Source organism: Agreia sp. PsM10, assembly GCF_030433855.1.
Classification (GTDB): Bacteria; Actinomycetota; Actinomycetes; order Actinomycetales; family Microbacteriaceae; genus Agreia.
The window spans coordinates 1-18830 of the sequence record NZ_JARUXC010000023.1 but is presented as its reverse complement, the minus strand read 5'-3'; the positions used below and the strand labels follow the sequence as shown (position 1 = coordinate 18830).

16 protein-coding genes are annotated in these 18830 nt (G+C 67.5%); 6 read left to right on the top strand and 10 right to left on the bottom strand.

Annotation, left to right across the window (positions count from 1 at the left end; genetic code table 11):
- Positions 1 to 54 precede the first annotated feature (54 nt).
- A complete protein-coding gene (locus QCD70_RS18475; RefSeq protein WP_301218994.1) occupies positions 55 to 1707 on the bottom strand; it encodes an ABC transporter substrate-binding protein in 1653 nt (550 codons plus the stop codon).
- A 135-nt stretch (positions 1708 to 1842) separates the two neighbouring features.
- Positions 1843 to 2907: a LacI family DNA-binding transcriptional regulator gene (locus QCD70_RS18470; protein ID WP_301218992.1), complete on the bottom strand. Its 1065-nt coding sequence runs from the start codon at positions 2905 to 2907 to the stop codon at positions 1843 to 1845.
- An 83-nt stretch (positions 2908 to 2990) separates the two neighbouring features.
- Here QCD70_RS18470 and QCD70_RS18465 point away from each other — a divergent pair, with 83 nt between their 5' ends.
- Entirely contained in the window at positions 2991 to 3815 is an 825-nt protein-coding gene (locus QCD70_RS18465) for an aldo/keto reductase (RefSeq protein WP_301218990.1), read from the top strand.
- Here QCD70_RS18465 and QCD70_RS18460 read toward each other — a convergent pair.
- Together QCD70_RS18460 and QCD70_RS18455 are read right to left on the bottom strand one after the other, a co-directional pair.
- Complete coding sequence (locus QCD70_RS18460; RefSeq protein ID WP_301218988.1) at positions 3812 to 5116, bottom strand: hypothetical protein; 1305 nt, start codon at positions 5114 to 5116, stop codon at positions 3812 to 3814. The two genes, QCD70_RS18465 and QCD70_RS18460, sit on opposite strands and share 4 nt — an antisense overlap.
- A 98-nt stretch (positions 5117 to 5214) precedes the next feature.
- Positions 5215 to 6198 (bottom strand): aldo/keto reductase, encoded by a 984-nt coding sequence (locus tag QCD70_RS18455; protein ID WP_301218986.1) that lies wholly within the window; start codon positions 6196 to 6198, stop codon positions 5215 to 5217.
- A 111-nt stretch (positions 6199 to 6309) separates the two neighbouring features.
- Between QCD70_RS18455 and QCD70_RS18450 the strand changes: the two genes are divergently transcribed.
- On the top strand, positions 6310 to 7164 hold the full coding sequence (locus QCD70_RS18450; protein WP_301218984.1) for a DUF4349 domain-containing protein: 855 nt from the start codon (positions 6310 to 6312) through the stop codon (positions 7162 to 7164).
- Positions 7165 to 7242: 78 nt separating this feature from the next.
- Positions 7243 to 8376 (top strand): bifunctional 2-methylcitrate synthase/citrate synthase, encoded by a 1134-nt coding sequence (locus QCD70_RS18445; RefSeq protein ID WP_301218982.1) that lies wholly within the window; start codon positions 7243 to 7245, stop codon positions 8374 to 8376.
- 16 nt (positions 8377 to 8392) lie between these two features.
- Here QCD70_RS18445 and QCD70_RS18440 read toward each other — a convergent pair whose 3' ends face one another.
- The 3 genes from QCD70_RS18440 to ku are packed head-to-tail and all read right to left on the bottom strand — an operon-like array spanning position 8393 to position 11737.
- Positions 8393 to 9598 carry a glycoside hydrolase family 3 N-terminal domain-containing protein gene (locus QCD70_RS18440; protein WP_301218980.1) on the bottom strand — a complete coding sequence of 402 codons (1206 nt, stop codon included), beginning with the start codon at positions 9596 to 9598 and terminating at the stop codon, positions 8393 to 8395.
- 42 nt (positions 9599 to 9640) lie between these two features.
- Positions 9641 to 10795, bottom strand: coding sequence for an acyl-CoA dehydrogenase family protein (locus QCD70_RS18435; RefSeq protein ID WP_301218978.1), 1155 nt, complete (start codon positions 10793 to 10795; stop codon positions 9641 to 9643).
- Between the two features lie 9 nt (positions 10796 to 10804).
- Positions 10805 to 11737, bottom strand: a complete 933-nt coding sequence (gene ku / locus QCD70_RS18430; RefSeq protein ID WP_301219016.1) for a non-homologous end joining protein Ku — start codon at positions 11735 to 11737, stop codon at positions 10805 to 10807.
- Positions 11738 to 11808: 71 nt separating this feature from the next.
- On the opposite strand from ku, the gene QCD70_RS18425 reads away from it, so the two are divergent.
- Both QCD70_RS18425 and QCD70_RS18420 read left to right on the top strand, forming a co-directional pair.
- Entirely contained in the window at positions 11809 to 14229 is a 2421-nt protein-coding gene (locus QCD70_RS18425) for an ATP-dependent DNA ligase (protein WP_301218977.1), read from the top strand.
- Positions 14230 to 14247: 18 nt separating this feature from the next.
- Positions 14248 to 14682, top strand: coding sequence for a DUF3592 domain-containing protein (locus QCD70_RS18420; protein ID WP_301218975.1), 435 nt, complete (start codon positions 14248 to 14250; stop codon positions 14680 to 14682).
- A gap of 24 nt (positions 14683 to 14706) precedes the next feature.
- On the opposite strand, the gene QCD70_RS18415 is transcribed toward QCD70_RS18420, so the two are convergent.
- The gene (locus QCD70_RS18415; protein WP_301218973.1) at positions 14707 to 15174 is read right to left on the bottom strand and encodes an NUDIX hydrolase; all 468 of its coding nucleotides are present in this window, start codon (positions 15172 to 15174) and stop codon (positions 14707 to 14709) included.
- A gap of 47 nt (positions 15175 to 15221) precedes the next feature.
- On the opposite strand from QCD70_RS18415, the gene QCD70_RS18410 reads away from it, so the two are divergent.
- Complete coding sequence (locus tag QCD70_RS18410; protein WP_301218971.1) at positions 15222 to 16718, top strand: SDR family oxidoreductase; 1497 nt, start codon at positions 15222 to 15224, stop codon at positions 16716 to 16718.
- 32 nt (positions 16719 to 16750) lie between these two features.
- On the opposite strand, the gene QCD70_RS18405 is transcribed toward QCD70_RS18410, so the two are convergent.
- Both QCD70_RS18405 and QCD70_RS18400 read right to left on the bottom strand, forming a co-directional pair.
- Complete coding sequence (locus QCD70_RS18405; RefSeq protein WP_301218969.1) at positions 16751 to 16930, bottom strand: hypothetical protein; 180 nt, start codon at positions 16928 to 16930, stop codon at positions 16751 to 16753.
- 66 nt (positions 16931 to 16996) lie between these two features.
- The gene (locus tag QCD70_RS18400) at positions 16997 to 18703 is read right to left on the bottom strand and encodes an AMP-binding protein (protein WP_301218967.1); all 1707 of its coding nucleotides are present in this window, start codon (positions 18701 to 18703) and stop codon (positions 16997 to 16999) included.
- Positions 18704 to 18830 lie beyond the last annotated feature (127 nt).

The window sequence follows — 18830 nt, the reverse complement described above, 5'->3', positions numbered from 1 at the left end:
GGGGCGCCCGCGGGCGCGGCAGTTGATTCCGCGCTGCCAGGCGCGATCGTGACGCTAGTCATCGTTGACCTTCTTCAGATGGGTGAGCACGAGCAAGGGAGTGGATTCGTAGGTCTTGGGCGACGCGTACGGATCGGCCTCGCTGGGCCAACCGGTGAACTTCGCGTCGCTCATCAGGCCCCACGACCCGCCGTAGTAGAGGCTGAGCACGGGCAGGTCGTTGTAGACGATGTTCTGCAACTGGAAGCCCAGCTGCTTCTGCGTCTCCGGATCGATCGCGAGCTTGTAGTCCTTCAGCACCGCGTCGGCCTCGGGGTTGCTGTACCGCTCGTAGTTGAAGACGGCCTCCTCGCCGACCGGCTTCAGGTAGTCGCTCGAGAGCAGCTGGTTGAAGTCACGGAAGATCGATCCCGTTCCGCCCGTTCCTCCCATGGCGAGGTCGTACTCGCCGTTGCGGAGCGCCAGCTGGTAAGCGGCGGGCTGCGGGCTCTCGACCTTCACGTCGATGCCGATGGCGCCCCATTGCTTCTGCACCTCCTGCACGCCCTTGAGCCAGTCGTTGTAGCCGTTGGCCGTGGTGATGGTGAAGCTCAGCTGCGACCCTTGAGCATCCACCAGCTTGCCGCCCTGCTGCGTGTAGCCGGCCTGGGCGAAGTACTCGAGCGCCTTCTGCTGGTTCTGAGCCACCAGGCCCGAGTCGGGAATCGAGGGGTCGAGCAGGCTCTGCTGATAGGGCAGCAAAATGTTGGTCTGTCCGGCCACATCCATGTAACCCTCGGCGGCGGAGTCTCCCACGGCCTTCCTGTCGAGCGCGAGCGACAGGCCCTGACGAAGGTTGAGGTCGTTGAACGGCGCCTTCGTGAGGTTGGGGAACAGCGCGACGGTTCCTCCCGGCGGGAACCAGTAGGTGTTCTTGTTGCCGGCTCCGACCCAGGCCCCATCGACGTCGGAGATGAACGAGTAGGCCCAGTCGTAGCCCTTGGTGGCCACGTCGAGCTGCGTGTTGGTGGCCGGCAGGATGATGTGCTCGGCTGCCACCTTGTCGGCCTGCCAGTACGTGGGATTCTTGTCGATCGTGTACTGCTGGGCGGCGAAATTGCCGAGCGTGTAGGGACCGGTGCCGACGGGGTCGGGGTTTCGGAACGTCGACGGGTCGGGCACGTCCTTCCAGATGTGCTCGGGCACGATGAGCGTGGTCGCGATGAGCTGTGCCGCCGGGACGTCGGGTGCCTTCAGGTGCACGGTCACCGTCGTGTCGCTCGTCTCGACCGTGTCGATGTAGGTCCAGATGCCCTGCAGATCGAAGGTCGGGTACTTCTTGAGCAGGTCGAAGCTGAAGGCCACGTCGTCCGGCGTGAACGGCTTGCCGTCGCTCCAGGTCACTCCGTCGCGGATGGTGAACACCACGGTCGAGGGGTCGGGCAGGCTGTAGCCCGTGGCGAGCCACGGGTGCTCTTCGCCGGTCACGTTGTCGAGAACCACGAGCGGCTCGTACATGTACCAGGCGGCGGTGCGCTTGTTCGTCATGTACGGGTTGAAGTTGCGCTCGAACAGGGGCGAGCCGTTGTCGGCCGCGATCAGCATGGTGTCGTCGGGAATCGAGGGATCGGGTGCGCTCTCGATCTGGATGCTGCAGGCCGCGAGCCCCGAAGTCAGCACGATGGCTGCGACGATGGCGCCCAATCGGCGTCGGGATGGGTGCTTCATGGAAACCGCTTCTCTCAGGTCGACGATGAACTGACGGGGATATCGAACTAACCGCTCGGCACAACTGTATGCGCTTACAGTTGGGCTTCGCAACCCTGAGATCGCAACCCCACGGCGACATCCCCGAGCGCGCCTCTAGGGGCAGCTGTCGCGCAGAACCACCTGAACCGGGAGCACGAGCGACTGCGCATCCAGGGCGGGATCGTCGAGGCGGGCGGTCAGCGCCTGGATGGCGGCCCGTCCGAGTTCCACCATCGGCTGGTGCACGGTCGTCAGGCGCGGGGTCGAGTGCCGCCCCGCCGCGATGCCGTCGAATCCGGTGACCATCACGTCGTCCGGCACGCTGATCGACCGGCGACCCATCGCATCCAGCACCCCGAGGGCGGTCTGGTCGTTCGCGCAGACGATCGCCTCAGGCATCGCCTCGATGCCGAGCGCGATCTCACGCCCGCGAACCCTGCTGAAGTCGCCGCGCACCAACTCGACGGTCACGCCGTCAACACGGTCGACCGCCGCACGGAAGCCCTCGAGGCGCTCCCGGTCGTCGGGCGAATCCTCGGGGCCGGCGATGTACATCAGACGCCGCGCGCCCGTGCTCAGCACATGCTCGGTGATGGCCTGCATACCGGGCGCGTTGTTGACGCTGACGTGGTCGAACTCGTCCGTTCCGCGGGTCGCCGCGAGAACCACGACAGGGATGCGCCGGGCGACATGGGCGAGCAGCTCGTCGGGCACGGTGCGCGCCAGCACGGCCAGGCCGTCGACGCGGCCCGCGATGTCGTTCACGATAGCCTCGCGCGACGCGCCGCGACCCGCGGCCACCATCAGGGCGAAGCCGCGCCTCCAGGCCTCGATCTCGGCCCCGCGCAGCACCTCGTCGAAGTAGTAGTTGTGGGTCTCGGGATCGCCTGTCGCGTCGTCGCGGACGACGGTCACTCCCCCGGATGCCGCCACGAGGCGCCCGTCGGATCCCGTGACGTCGTCGTGGCCGGGAAAGAAAAGTCCGATCACGTTCGTTCGACGGGCCGCGAGGCCGCGGGCGTTCGCGCTCGGAACGTATCCGAGGTGACGCACGGCCTCGAGCACGCGCTCCCTCGTCTGCTCCTTCACGGAGTCGGGGTTGCGCAGCACGCGCGACACGCTGGCGATCGAGACGCGGGCGCGCTCGGCCACGTCGTACACCGTCGGTGCCTTTGCCATGATCGCGTCGTCCTCCCTCGTGCCTCTAGTCTGCACGACGCCCTCGCACCGATCGCACGCGGGGCGTCGTCGATAATGGAAGGGTGCCGGCCTCTCCCCTTGTGACCCTGTCCGACGGACGCGCCATCCCCCAGCTCGGTCTGGGCGTGTACAAGGTGTCAGACAGCGAGGCGACGGATGCGGTCGGTCACGCCCTCGAAGTCGGGTATCGGCACATCGACACGGCCGCGTTCTACGAGAACGAGCGCGGAGTGGGAGAGGCGATCCGCTCGAGCGGAATCGCGCGGCACGAGGTCTACGTCGCATCCAAGGTCTGGCAGAGCGACCACGGCTACGACGAGACCCGACGCGCGTTCGACGCAAGCCTCTCCAAGCTCGGCTTCGACTACCTCGATCTCTACCTCATCCATTGGCCGGCGCCGAAGCAGAACCGGTACGTCGAGACCTGGCGGGCGCTCGAGAGCCTCAAGGCAGACGGTGTCGTCCGATCGATCGGCGTCTCGAATTTCCACCCTCATCACCTCGAGCGACTGGCGAAGGAGGGCGGGGAGACGCCCGTGATCAACCAGGTCGAACTGCACCCGTGGCTGCAGCAGGAGACGACCCGGCAGTACGACGCCGCGCACGGCATCGCGACCGAGGCCTGGTCGCCGCTGGCCCGGGGCCGCATCCTCGACGATCCCACGCTCGCGGCGCTGGCGTCGAAGCACGACCGGTCGCCCGCACAGATCGTTCTACGCTGGCAGCTCGACCTCGGCAATGTCGTGATCCCCAAGTCGATCACCCCCGCGCGCATCCTCGAGAACATCGACGTCTTCGACTTCACGCTCGACGAGGACGACCGCGCCCGAATCGCCGCGCTCGACAGCGGTCAGCGCACCGGAAAAGACCCCGACGACCTCGACTAGAGATCGTCGATGTGCAGGTGCGTGCAGGTGTCGGCGAAGTCGGAGAAGTTCGACAGCTCGGGCTCGTCGCCCGCGGCGATGCGGCACTGACGCTGCCCGAGACCGGAGCCCGGGGGCATCACGGTATCGAGAACCTGGATGAGCCGCAGGGAGTTCTCGTCCGCGCCCGTGAGGCCCTGCCCGCCGAGACGATTGAAGTCCACGGCGTGCCCTCCCCCGTCGACGTAGTGCGCAGAATAGATTCCGGCGCCCTCGATCTGGCCGGTGCATTTGCGATTGATGTCGCTGACTCCCGCGCTGCCGAAGGTGCGCACGGCCACCACGATGGCCGCGAGGATCTGGGTATCGATTCCGCAGTTGCCCACCGACTGTCCGGCGGCGATCCACTCGATCTCCGGTAGGTGGTCGGGGTCGGCCCCGGTCAGGCGTCCGGCCTGGATGTCTCCGACCAGCTCCAGGGCGAGCGCCTGGGCGTCGTCGGAGATCGGGGCTCCCGGAGCCGAACCCGCCGATGCGGCGGCTGCGGCGGCCGCCGCCGCTGCCGCGGCAGCCGCCGCGACTCCCGCCTGGTAGTCCGCCTCGGTCGTGGCGACGTTCTGGGTGAGCGATGCGAGCTGGGCCTGCAGCTCCGACTCGTGGGACGTCTGGGCGTTCACCGCTCCGACCGCCGCCTTCTGGGCGGCCTGCGCGTCGGCGAGCGCCGAGGCGGCCGTGTCCGCGAGGGCGGCGAGCGCATCCCTCGCCACCTGCGCCTGGTCGTTCATGGCCGCGGCGTCGTTGCTCTCGGTCTCGGCCGTCGCATAGACGCCCGAGACGGTCTCGCTCAGCTTGCTCAACGAGCCGAGACGCCCGAGAAGATCATCGCTCTCGGACGAGGAGTCGGTGATCAGCATCGTCGTGACGTCCTCGCCCCCGCCGAGCCGAGCGAATTGGGCCGCGAGCTGCGCGGCCTGCTTCTTCGACGCATCCGCCGATGCCTGCAGGGCGGCCGCACGATCGGCCAGCGAGTCGGCCTTCGCCTGGCCGTCTTCGAGCGCCTTCTGGGCCTTCTCGTTAAGAGTCCACTTCGCATCGGCCTGCTGCTGGGCCTGGGTCGCCTCGTCCTTCAACTGGGTGATGAGCTGCGTGATCTCGTCGACCTCGGACTGCTTGGCCGTCTCACTGGCCTTCGCGGCCTCTACGTCGTCCCACGACGGATACTCATCGGCCTGGGCTGCGCCACCCGACAGCACGCTCGCGCCGAGCAGGGCGGTGACGACCAATGCCGTGACCGTGCGATTCGTGCGACGTGCTCTGTTCACCGGTGTCCTCGTTCTCTCGGGCCGCCTACGAAAGTAGACCCGAGAGCGGAGACGCGCCCGCAGCAACACGCCGCCGGGCGCTCACGCCCAGCAGCTTGTCACCAGCGGCCGTGCACGACCTCGCGGAAGTATCGGTCGTAGATGCCGGTCACGCCGTCTTTGAACGCCTCGCCGAGGTATCCCACCGAGCCGGCGGCGGCGTTCGCCCGGGCCTGCGCCATGTTGCGCGCTCCCGGAATGACGGTGCTGACACCGGGCCGCGATGCGACCCAGGCCAGGGCGGCCGCCGCGGGAGTCGTGCCGTCGGGAACGAGCGCGGAGAACTCCTGTGCCGCGGCGACGCCCGAGGCGAAGTCGACACCGGAGAAGGTCTCGCCGACGTCGAAGGCACTGCCGTCGCGGTTGTAGGTGCGGTGGTCGTCGGCCGCGAAGACCGTGTCGGCGGTGTAGCGGCCGCTGAGCAGACCGGATGCGAGGGGCACGCGCGCGATGATCCCCACACCGGCCTCGAGCGCCGCCGGAAGAACGGCGTCGAGCGGCTTGAGCCGGAACGCGTTCAGAATGATCTGCACTGTCGCGGTGCCGGGCCGCGCGATCGCCGCCAGTGCCTCGTCGCACGTCTCGACGCTCACCCCGTAGTTGGCGATGACGCCGTCGTCGATGAGGGTGTCGAGGGCGTCGTAGACGGCATCGGAGGAGAAGACAGAGGTGGGCGGGCAGTGAAGCTGCACCAGATCGAGCGTCTGCACGTTGAGGTTGCGCCTCGACCGATCGGTCCACTCGCGGAACTTCTCGAGTGTGAAGTTCTCGGCATCCTGCGCCTCGCGGCGACCCATCTTGGTCGCGACGGTCACCTCGCTGTCGGGATGCGCCTCCAGATACTCCCCGATCAGCTGCTCGCTGCGCCCGTCACCGTAGACGTCGGCGGTGTCGAAGAAGGTGACGCCCGACTCCACGGCCGCATCGAGAACGGCGTGGGCGTCCGCCGCGCTGACGTCGCCCCAGTCCGCTCCGAGCTGCCAGGTTCCGAGCCCGATGCTCGATACGGTTCGTCCAGTTCGTCCGAGAGTGCGATAGTCCATGCGCCGAGCCTAAGCGGTACGACTGCTCGCCCATAACGGGGCCATAACGAGAGCGTAACCATCGGGTCTCGCTCACTCCGCTCCCAGACAACCGTCCCTAGCGTGAGCGTCATGAAGAGATTCGCGCTCACCGCCGTCGCCTCGGTCGCCGCCCTCCTGCTTCTCGCCGGGTGCTCGAGTTCCTCCGGAACGTCCTCCCCATCCGAGGGAGGGGGGCCCGTGTCGCCCCAGCAGGACAAGTCGGCCTCGGGCATCGCCGAAGACGGCTCCGTGCAGTCGGATGCGCAGGTCATCACGACCGGCTGGGTCTCGATCAGCGTCAGCGACCCGGTCGCTGCGAGCGCCGATGCCGCCGAGGTGGTCGAGACGCACGGTGGACACATCGACAACCGTTCCGAGCAGGCCGGCACCGGATCCGAGTCCGCGAGCGCGCAGCTCACGATCCGGGTGCCCGAAGACCAGGTCACACAGACGCTCGACGAGCTGAAGAAACTCGGCACCGTCGAGTCCGTGTCGATCTCATCGACAGACGTCACCTCGCAGACCACCGATCTGGATGCCCGCATCACGGCCATGCAGGGATCGGTCGATCGCCTGCTCGACCTGATGGCCGCCGCCACGGACATCGACGACCTGATCACGCTGGAGACAGCGATCTCGACCAGGCAGGCCGACCTCGATTCCCTGAAGGCGCAGCGCGACCTGCTGGCCGACCAGGTCGACTACTCGACGATCGACCTGCAGCTCTATGAATCCGGCGCCGTGCCCGTCGGCGGGCCGAAGGACTTCTGGGGAGGCCTCGTCGTGGGCTGGAACTCGCTCGTCGCCGCCCTCGGTGGCGGGCTCGTGGCGATCGGAGTCGCCCTGCCCTGGCTCCTCGTGCTCGCGGTGCTCGCCGCGATCACTGTCATCATCATCCGAGTGGCATCCCGACGCACTCCCACTCCCCCTCCGTCGGCCGACTGATCTGACACGCGGGTTCGATAGCATGGCGGCGGCGCCCTCCGATCCGGAGGACGCCGCCGCATTGCGAAGGAGCTCACCGTGTCAGATTCACCCGCCGCCGAAGAACCTCGCATTCACAAGGGCCTGGCCGGGGTCGTGGTCGACACGACCTCCATCTCCAAGGTCAATCCCGAGACCAACTCGCTGCTGTACCGCGGCTACCCCGTGCAGGAACTGGCGGCCCTCTGCTCCTTCGAGCAGGTCGCCTATCTCCTGTGGCACGGCGAACTTCCGACCGATGAGCAGCTCGCCGAGTTCGAGCGCCTCGAACGGGCCCAGCGCGCCCTGCCCGTAGCCGTGCGACGCATCATCGACGAGCTGCCGCTGACGGCGCATCCGATGGACGTGCTGCGCACGGCCGTGAGCGTCATCGGCGCGAGCGACCCCCGGGCATCCGATGACTCGCCCGAGGCCGAGCTCGAGAAGGCGATCGGCCTCTACGCGCGCATCCCCGCGATCGTGGCCTATGACCAGAGGCGACGCCACGGCGACGATGTCGTCGAGCCGCGCGACGATCTGGGCTACTCGGCGAACTTCCTGCACATGACCTTCGGCGACGTTCCCGAGCTGGTCGTGGTCGACGCGTTCGACGTGTCGATGATCCTGTACGCCGAGCACTCGTTCAACGCGTCGACCTTCACGACTCGCGTCATCACCTCGACGCTCGCCGACCTCTACTCGGCGGTCGTCGGCGGCATCGGAGCACTCAAGGGCCCCCTGCACGGCGGAGCGAACGAGGCCGTGATGCACACGTTCGACGAGGTCGGCCGGGCCGACAAGGCGGCCGCGTGGCTCGATACGGCGCTCGCTGAGAAGCGCAAGATCATGGGCTTCGGCCACCGCGTCTACAAGCACGGCGACTCACGCGTGCCGACGATGAAGACGAGCCTCGATGCGCTCCTCGACCACTACGACCGTCCCGATCTCGGCGCCCTCTACGACGCGCTCGAGACGGCCATGACCGCGCGCAAGAACATTCTGCCGAACCTCGACTACCCGTCTGGCCCGGCGTACCACCTCATGGGCTTCGACACCGAGACGTTCACGCCGCTGTTCGTGGCGAGCCGCGTCGTGGGGTGGACGGCGCACATCATGGAGCAGCGCGCATCGAACTCGCTGATCCGCCCGCTGAGCGCCTACTCGGGCCACGACGAGCGGCACGTCGAGGGCTGACGCGCCGGCCTTCGACTCAGAAGGCCAGATCCGGATGCTGGCGCAGCCAGAGCTCGCGCCGCAGTTCGAGGTCGCGAGTCACTGCGTCGTCGATGATCGCCGGATCGATCCGGCCCGACTCGACGGCCCCGACGACCGCGGCGATCATGGCGTCCACGTCTCCTGGCGTCACGTAGAGCAGCAGGTCGTTGCCGGCTGCCACGGCCCTGATCGCGTTCTCGTCGGGGTTCGCATACTCGGCCAGGCCTGAAGCCTCGAGCATGCCCATGTCGTCGGTGACGGTCACCCCCGTGAAGCCCAGTTCGTCACGCAGAACGGAATGCCAGGTCGCGGAGAGGCTCGCGGGCTGCGTGTCCACCGGCGTGTAGGCGAGATGGCCGAACATCACGAGTTCGGCCCCGGCGTCGATGCCTGCCTGGAACGACGGCGCATCGCGTGCGCGCCAGCCGCCCAGATCGACGTCGCTCTGCGGCACGCTGGAATGGGAATCGCCCGTCGTCTCGCCGTGACCGGGAAAGTGCTTGAGCGTGCTGAAGACGCGTCCGTTCTCGCCGGCCACGGCGGCGGCCACACGAGGCGCTGACGTCGACGCGTCACCGCCGAGCACCCGGCTGGACATGAACGAGGCGGGGTCGGCCGTGACGTCGGCGACGATGCCGAAGTTGACCGAGACGCCGGATGCGGCGAGCAGTTCCGACCTGCCGGTGAACGCGTCCTGCGTCGCCGACTCCGGCTGAGCAGACAACGTGTCGGCGCCGGCGAAACCGTCGTAGGGCAAGCGGGTGACGTCTCCGCCCTCCTCGTCGATCGCGATGAGCGGAGCCAGGCCGGCGCCGCCCGACGAGACGCCCGCAGTGAGGGCCGCCAACTCCTCGGGTGTCGCCGGAATGTTGTCTCCCATGAGGATGAGACCTCCCACGCCCCTCGACGACACCGTGGCCCGCCACGCCGCCCCGTCGACACCGGGCGCGCGCACGATGAACATCGAGGCGACCTTCTGCTGAAGGGTCATCGCATCGAGTCGCACCGACACGTATTGGGCCGTCAGCTCGTCGACGGATGGCGTGGCCTGGGCGGGCACCGGCTCGGGCGTCGCCGTCGACGACGCGGTCGCGGATGCCGCCTCCGCGCCCGCATAGGGACCACCCGGAAACGACGTGCACGAGGTCAGGAGCAGACCGAGACAGACGATGGCGGGCAGCGTGGCGAGACTACGACGCACCGTGGGCCCGGGAGAGTGCGACGTGGTGCCTGGCGTTCACGCTCATTCGGCCACCGGTCCCAGCAGCGAGTTCGCGACGGTCGCGTGGGCGGACTGGTCGTCGGAGGGATGGAACAGTCCGGCGAGCACGTCGCGGTAGAGGCGCCCGAGTTCGCTGGAGTTCGACATCGTCGAACCGCCCGTCACTCGAATCGCCTGGTCGACCACGACCCGCGCGGTCTCGGTCGCGCGCACCTTGAGCCCGACCAGCCTCGCGAACCAGGCGGCGCCGTGGTCGACGAGATCGTCGACGTCCTGCGCCATCCGGTCTATCTGCGGCTCGAGTGCGTCGAGCGCGATGCCCGCCTCGGCCACCCGGTGTCTGATATCGGGGTCGGATGCGTAGGGTCGGCCTCCCGACTTGAGGCTCGTGCGGCGATGGGCCGCCTCGACGGCGAGCTCGAGCGCACGGTCGCCGATGCCCGCATACACGGCGGCGACGAGCACCTCGAAGTTCGCGAAGATGGCGAAGACCAGCGGATCTGCGGTCGGCCCCGGCGCGATGCGACGGAACACCCGGTCGGCCGGAGCGATCACGCCCTCGAGGATCGTCGTGTGGCTCTGGGTCGCGCGCATTCCGAGCGTGTCCCAGTCCTCATCGATGCGATACCCGTCGGCCGCCCTGTCGATGAACGCGTGCACGAGCTTCGGCGCATCCGGGCTCGTGTCGTCGCGCCCGAACACGCCGAGCCTGGTCCAGACCGGCGACAGCGACGTGAAGATCTTGCGCCCCGTGAACGAGTACGAGCCGTCGGGGTGGGCGTCGGCCCGTGTGCGCGAGTCGAGCAGAACCAGGTCGTTGCCGGCCTCGCTGTTGCCGAAGGCGAAGATCTCGCCCCGAACAGCCTCGTCGAGCACGAAGGCCAGCGAGTCATCGCCCCTGTCGAGCAGCGCCTTCGCCACTCCCGTCCAGACGAGGTGCATGTTGATGGCCAGGGCCGTGGCGGGCGCGGCTGCGGCGAGGCGACGCTGCGCGCGGGCAACCGCGGCCAAGCCCAGACCGAGGCCACCGCGTGCGGCCGGTGCGAACATGCGCAGATAGCCCAGCCGGATCAGCTCGCCGAGGTCTTCGTGCGGAAAGGCGTTGTCACGGTCGTAGCCGGCGGCGCGCGAACGGATGCGTTCGATCACGTCGTCGGGGATCAGCGGGGAGGACACCCACCCACACTACGCCCGGCGCTTCTTCTCGGTCGCGGGCTCCTTCTTCGGCACGGACTTCTTCGCCGTGGGCGTCGATGCGGCCTGTTTCTTCGTCGCCGGGCTCTTCTTGGCCGGGCTCTTCTTCGCAGCGGGTTTCTTCGTCGACGTCTTCTTCGCCGCATTCCGCTCCACGCTGCGCCGCAATGCCTCCATGAGGTCGATCACCTCGCCGCCCGACTCCTTCTCGGGCTGCTCGCCGAACGTCACATCGGTGTCGAGGGCCTCCCCCTGCTCGAGTTTTGCGTCGATGAGCGTTCGCAACTGCTCCTGGTAGTCGTCGGTGAAGTCCTCGGGCGAGAAGTCGCTGGCGAAGCTGTCGACGAGTGCGCTCGACATCTCGAGCTCCTTCGCGGTGATGCGCACCCGCTCGTCGAGCGCGGGGAACGTCGCCTCCCGCACCTCGTCCGACCAGAGAAGGGATTGCAGCATCAGAACGTCGCCGTGCACCCGCAGAGCACCGAGTCTGGTCTTCTGGCGCAGGGCGAAGTGCACAATCGCCGTGCGGTCGGTCTGCTCGAGGGTGCGCCTCAGCAGAACGTACGATTTGGCCGACGAGGAGTCGGGTTCGAGAAAGTAGCTGCGGTCGAGCATGATCGGGTCGATCTGGTCGCTCGGCACGAACTCGACGACATCGATCTCGCGGCTCTTCTCCTCGGGCAGGCTCGCCAGGTCGTCGCCCGTGAGAACGACGGTGCGTTCGCCGTCGTCGTAGGCCTTGTCGATGTGGGCGTAGTCCACGACCTTGCCGCAGATCTCGCAGCGTCGCTGGTACCGGATGCGCCCACCGTCCTCGTCGTGCACCTGGTGCAGCGCGAGGTCGTGGTCTTCAGTCGCGGCGTACACCTTGACCGGCACGTTCACGAGGCCGAACGTGACGGCGCCCTTCCAGATCGCTCTCATAGACACGAGTGAACTCCTCTTGCGGCGCAAGCACTAGCCCTTGACCCCCGGCGCATGAGGAGAATGTCAGCATGAGCGCGACGAAACAGGTGGTGTCGGTGGGCGGCCAGCGCCTCACCCTGACCAACCTCGACAAGGTGCTGTATCCCGAGACGGGCACGACGAAGGGTGAGGTGCTCGACTACTACGCGTCGATCGCGCACGTGCTGATCCCGCATTCCCGAGCGAGGCCCGCCACACGCAAGAGGTGGGTCAATGGAGTCGGAACCGACGAGCATCCGGGCGAGATGTTCTTCCAGAAGAACCTCGACGATTCGACGCCCGACTGGATTCCGCGCGGCACGATCGAGCACAAGAACCACTCGAACGATTACGCGCTGGTCAACAACCTCGCCACCCTCACCTGGTTCGGCCAGATCGCGGCCCTCGAGATCCACGTTCCGCAGTGGCGCTTCGCGCGAACCGGCGAGGCGAAGAACCCCGACCGCCTCGTGCTCGACCTCGACCCCGGCGAGGGTGCCGGCCTGCAGGAGTGCGCGGAGGTCGCCATTCAGGCCCGCGCGATCCTGCGCGACATGGGGCTCGACCCCATGCCCGTCACGAGCGGGTCGAAGGGAATCCACCTCTACGCCGCCCTCGACGGCAGGCAGACCTCGGATGAGGTATCCGCGGTCGCGCACGAGCTCGCCCGCGCCCTCGAGGCCGCTCATCCCGACCTCATCGTCAGCGACATGAAGAAGGAGCTGCGCCGCGGCAAGGTGCTCGTCGACTGGAGTCAGAACAATGGTTCGAAGACCACGATCACGCCGTACTCGCTGCGGGGCCGCTCGCATCCGATGGTCGCCGCGCCTCGCACCTGGCGCGAACTGGCCAGCCCGTCTCTCGCCCAGCTCGATTTCCAGGAGGTGCTGCGGCGAGTGAAGCGCCGAGGCGATCCACTGGCCGACCTGGTGAAGGGGCACCTCGACGCGCTGGAGCCCACGACCGACCGGCTCGCGACCTACAGGCGCAAGCGCGACGCATCCAAGACGCCCGAGCCCGTGCCCAGTGAGGCCGCTGAGCCGACCGAGGGGCAGTCGTTCGTCATCCAGGAGCACCACGCCCGGCGGCTGCACTACGACTTCCGACTCGAGCACGACGGCGTGCTCGTGAGCTGGGCCCTTCCGAAAGGAGTGCCGACCTCCAAGACTCAGAATCACCTCGCCGTGCAGACCGAGGACCACCCGCTCGCCTACGGCTCGTTCGAAGGCACGATCCCGGCCGGCGAATACGGGGGTGGCGAGGTGAACATCTGGGATGCCGGCACCTACGAGCTCGAGAAGTGGCGCGACGGGAAAGAGGTGATCGCCACCCTCACCGGCACGAAGCCGTCGGGGCTCGGCGAGCCGCGCAGATTCGCGCTCATCCACACCGGCGGCGGCGGCAGGGCGGAGAACAACTGGCTGATCCACCTGATGGACCCGGTCCAGGAACCGAGCCCATCGCATCCGGTCGCGAAGCAGACCCCCCTGTCGCCCATGCTCGCGACGCTGGGAACGGCGGAGTCGGTGCGTGCCGACGACTCGCCCGCGGGCTGGGCCTTCGAGATGAAATGGGACGGCCTCCGCGCAATCGCCCGGGTCGAGGGCGGCGTCGTTCGGCTCACGAGTCGCAACGGCAACGACCTCACCCGCAGCTTCCCCGACATCGCCGAGGCTGTGACGCAATCGATCGACGCCTCCATCGACTGCGTGCTCGACGGCGAGATCGTCGCACTCGACTCCCGGGGCCGGCCTGACTTCGGGCGCCTTCAGGGCCGCATGAAGCTCACGAAGAAGGCCGAGGTCGAACGCGCGATCGCAGAGACACGAGCCCACTACTTCGTCTTCGACGCGCTCGAACGGGGATCGGAATCGCTCATGTCCCGCGACTACGACGACCGACGGCAGGCACTGGACGACATCGTGCAGACCGACGCATCCTCGCTCGTGCAGTGTCCGCCCGCCTATGAGGGCAACCTCGACGAGGCGCTCGCCGCGAGCGCCGAGCTGCATCTGGAGGGCGTCGTCGCGAAGAAGCGCGACTCCACCTACAGGCCGGGCAAGCGCTCGCCCGCCTGGGTCAAGCTGAAGCTCCACAAGACCCAGGAGGTCGTGGTCGTCGGCTGGAGGCCGGGCGCGGGCAGGCGGGCGAACACCATCGGTTCCCTGCTGCTCGCCGTTCCCCAGGATGGCGGGCTGCGCTACGCCGGACGCGTCGGCACGGGCTTCAGCGAGCGCGACCTCGCAGAGCTGCAGGCGAAGTTCTCCCGTATGGAGCGCAAGACCTCACCCGCCGAGGATGTGCCGGCGGCCGATGCGCGCGACGCCCACTGGGTCACGCCGTCCGACGTCGGCGAGGTGGAGTTCGCGGAGTGGACGTCGACGAACCGCCTGCGCCAACCGGTCTGGCGCGGGTGGCGCGTCGACAAGAAGCCCGACGACGTCGTGATCGAAGATCCTCGGCCCGCATAGACCCCTAAAATCGATTCCATGACCACGCCCCTCGACGCTGCCTCGCTCGTCTTGGAGGTGCTGTCGTGGGTCGGCCTGATCATCGGCGTGCCGCTGCTGATCGGAGGCTACGTTCGCCGCCTCGCGTTCAGCGGCTGGACCGAGACCATGGCCGTCATCGTCTCCCGCCAGCCGATTCCGGATGCGCCGGGCGACGACTCCTCGGCCGCCCACGTCTTCCGGTGGCTGGGCACCGACGGGCACCTCTACGAGCTGCCCGCAGACACCGAGGAGACGGCTCATCTCGAGGAGGGCGACGACGTCACCGTCTTCGTCAACCCGAGACGCCCCGACCAGGCCCGCACCGACCCCGCGCACAGGGAAGGCCATCTGCTGCGCCTTCTCGGCTACATCTTCCTCGGGGTCGGAGTGCTCAGCGTCGTGCTGTCGATCGTGATCGCCGTCGTCGAATAACGACGCGCCACAGGGGCCGAGGCTCTACAGCTCGAAACGCGCCGGCTCGATATCGTCGAGGGCGTACCGGATGCGCGTGCGCATGTCGAGCGACATCTCCGGCAGGGAGTCCAACGCGAACCAGCGGGCCTCGGTGTTCTCTCCGTCTGCCGGATAGGGATCGCCGGAGACGTAGCGCATGCGGAACGTGAGATCGAGGTACTCGGTCTGGTCGCCGTTCTCATAGGTCAGCATCGGGAGCGTGTGCACCCAGGAGAGCCGTTCGGCGACGGCCACGACGCCGGCCTCCTCGAGCACTTCCCGGGCCGCCGCCGTCGCGGGCTGCTCCCCGGGATCGATGATGCCCGTGACGGGAGTCCAGGCGCCGTTGTCGGCACGCCGCACCATGAGCACGCTGCCCTCATGCGTGACCACGGCCGTGATGCCGGAGAGCCACAGAGGAGCGTTGCCGATCTTCTCGCGCAGGGCCAATACGAAATCTGGAGTCGCCATAAGACGAGACTATGGTGCCGAGCGGGCGCGGGTAGAATCGTCCGGTTATGACAGACCTGCCCCCAGACCCCGAAGCGCCGCAGAGCGGCTTCACCGCCGACGAACTCGAGGTGACCCTGCGGGTACTGGCCCAGCTGCACACACTCGAGCAGGAGCATCCGGATTTCGTGGCCGTGCGCCGCGCGACCGCCAAGATGTTCAAGGCCGTCAAGAACCATGGCCGACAGGAGAAGCGGGCCCGCATCGCCGCGGCCGACAGGGCTGTCGTGGCCGCCACCGCCACCGGCGCATCCGATCGCATCGATGACGAGACCCGGGGCATCCCGCTCGCCACGACCACCGAGGCGCCCACGGCAGGCACGCTGCTCAAGTCGCGCGCCTGCTACATCTGCAAGCAGCACTACACCGTGGTCGACGCGTTCTACCACCAGCTCTGCCCCGATTGCGCGGCCATGAGCCACGCGAAAAGGGATGCCCGCACCGATCTCACGGGCAAGCGGGCGCTGCTCACCGGCGGACGCGCGAAGATCGGCATGTACATCGCCCTGCGTCTGCTGCGCGACGGGGCGCACACCACGATCACGACCCGCTTTCCGCGCGACGCCGTTCGCCGTTTCTCCAGCCTTCCCGACGCCTCCGAATGGGTGCACCGGCTGAAGGTCGTCGGCATCGATCTGCGCGATCCGGCCCAGGTCATCGCCCTCGCCGATGCGGTCGCCGCAGACGGGCCCCTCGACATCCTCATCAACAACGCCGCCCAGACGGTCAAGCGCTCCCCCGGGTCGTACGCACCGCTGACCGACGCCGAGCTGGAGCCGCTGCCCACCGACAGGCCCCTGCCCGAGCTGGTCACCTTCGGTCACACCAACGATCCGCACCCGCAGGCGCTGGCGGCCTCCGTGGCCGCGCACCCCATCCTCGGATCGACCGCGCTCGTCGCCGACAAGCTCACGGCCTCGGAGCTGACGAGCCTCGCGATGGCGCCGGGATCGAGCTCGCTCGACCGTCTGGCGGCCGGAACCGCGATCGACGCCGGCGGCCTCGTTCCCGACCTGCACGACGTGAACAGCTGGACCCAGAACGTGGAGCACGTCGACCCGCTCGAGATGCTCGAGGTTCAGCTCGCCAACACCACGGCGCCGTTCATTCTGGTGAGCCGCCTGCGTCCCGTGCTCGCGGCGTCGCCCGCGCGCCGCAAGTACATCGTCAACGTCTCGGCCATGGAGGGCCAGTTCGGCCGCCGCTACAAAGGTCCGGGGCACCCGCACACGAACATGGCCAAGGCGGCGATGAACATGCTCACCCGAACCAGTGCCGGCGAGATGCTCGAGAACGACGGAATCCTGATGACCAGCGTCGACACCGGCTGGATCACCGACGAGCGACCCCACCCCACCAAGGTCCGACTGGCGGAGGAGGGCTTCCATGCCCCGCTCGACCTCGTGGATGGCGCGGCCCGGGTGTACGACCCGATCGTTCAGGGCGAGGCCGGCGAAGACCTGCATGGAGTCTTCTTGAAGGACTACAAGCCCGCCGCCTGGTGACGCGTCGGCCGCTCGGCGCTAGGCGCTAGTAACTAGGCGCGGTCGAGCCAGCGCAGAACGCTCATAGGCACGAAGACCGCGGCCGACGAGAGCAGCACGCCGCCCACGAACACTTCTCCGACGAATCCGCCCTCGCCATTGAATGCGTACGCCATCACAACCATCCCGACGACGAAGGCTGCCAGGCACAGGACGAAGACGATCACTCTCATGGAAACAACTACCGTTCGTTCGGGGCGGCACCGCTTACGCCGCGTGAAAAAGACTGTTCTCCCAGACTATCGCGAGCCCGAGTCTCCCGGCTCACGCAGTTCGCGCCTCAGGATCTTGCCCACGTTCGTCTTGGGCAGTTCGTCACGGAACACGATGTACTTCGGCCGCTTGTAGCCGGCCAGGCGTTCCTTGAGGTACCCCCGGATGTCCGCCTCGGTCAACGACGGATCCTGGCGCACGACGAACAGCTTCACGGTCTCGCCGGAGTGCTCGTCGTTCACGCCGATGACGCCCGCCTCCTTGACCCGGGGGTCGCTGAGCACAGCCTCCTCGACCTCCGCCGGATACACGTTGAAGCCGCCCACGACGATCATGTCCTTCATGCGGTCGACGATGGTCACGTAGCCGTCCGCGTCCATGATCGCCACGTCGCCGGTGTGCAGCCATCCGTCGGGCCCGATCGTCTTCGCGGTCTCCTCCGGCTTGTTCCAGTACCCCTTCATGATCTGAGGGCCGAAGATCACCAGCTCGCCTCGTTCGCCGAGCGCGACGGGGTGATCGTCGTCGTCCCGGATCTCCACGTACGTCGACGGCAGCGGAAGTCCGATCGTGCCGAGACGGGCGGTGCCCACGGTGGGGTTGACCGATACGACGGGAGACGCCTCGGTCAGGCCGTATCCCTCGACCATCTGGGTACCCGTTCTCCGCTCCCATTCTTCGGCGACCTGCGTGCGCAGGGCCATGCCTCCGGCCACACTGAGCTTCAGCGGAGCAAAGTCGAGGGTGTCGAAGTTCGGCCTGTCGAGCAGCGCGGCGGCTAGTGTGCTCACGAGGATCAGAACGCTCGGCCGGTACTTCGCGACGGTCTTGATGAGGGCATCCGTCTCACGGGGATTCGTGATGAGCACGTTGTGGGCTCCGAAGTGGAAGAAGCCCAGGCAGTTCACCGTCAGACAGAACACGTGGTAGAGCGGAAGGGCAGCGATCACCGTCTCCGCCCCCTCCTGCAGCGCCACACGAATGGGACCCATGATCTGGAACTGGTTCGCCAGCATGTTGTAGTGCGTCAGCATGGCCGCCTTCGTACCGCCCGTCGTGCCGCCCGTGTACTGCAGGAAGGCCAGGTCTTCGGGCGCGATGCTGGGAGGATCGAGAACCAGCTGCGCTCCCCTGCTGAGGGCGTCGCGGAAGGAGATCGTTCCCGCCAGGGAGTGAGCCGGAACCATCTTCTTCACGTAGCGCACGGCGAAGTTGGTGAAGGCGCGCTGAGGCAGCGGTAGCAGGTCTCCTACCGACGTCAGGATGACGTGCCGGATGTCGGTGCCGCCGATCTCCTGGTCGAGCGTCACGGCGAAGTTCTCGAGCACGACGATGGCCACGGCGCCGGAGTCGACGAGGATCGACTTGAGCTCGTGAGCGGTGTACAGGGGGTTGGCGTTGACGACGACGAGTCCCGCCTTCAGCGCACCGAACATCGCGACAGGGAACTGCAGCAGGTTGGGCAGCTGGATGACGATACGGTCACCCGGAATGAGGCCCAGTTCCTTCTGGTAGAACGCGGCCATACGATCGGACAGCTGGTCGACCTCGCGGAACGACAGCGCGTGCCCCATGTTGGAGAACGCCGGCTGATCGCCGAACTTCTCGCACGTGGCCGCGACCAGTTCCGGAATCGACCGGAAGGTGATCTCCGGGATGTCGGAGTCCTGTCCGGACGGATAGCTCGCGAGCCATGGTCGGGGTGATTCGGGATGATTCTCTGCTCTGAGCACCCTACGACTTTACCCGTCTCTCAAGACGGCCGCGCTCTGCGGGCATTCGCCGTTAACGCGAAATGGCCACCCCGGTGTGGGGTGGCCATTCGTGTAATAGGAGTCCGGCGGTGTCCTACTCTCCCAC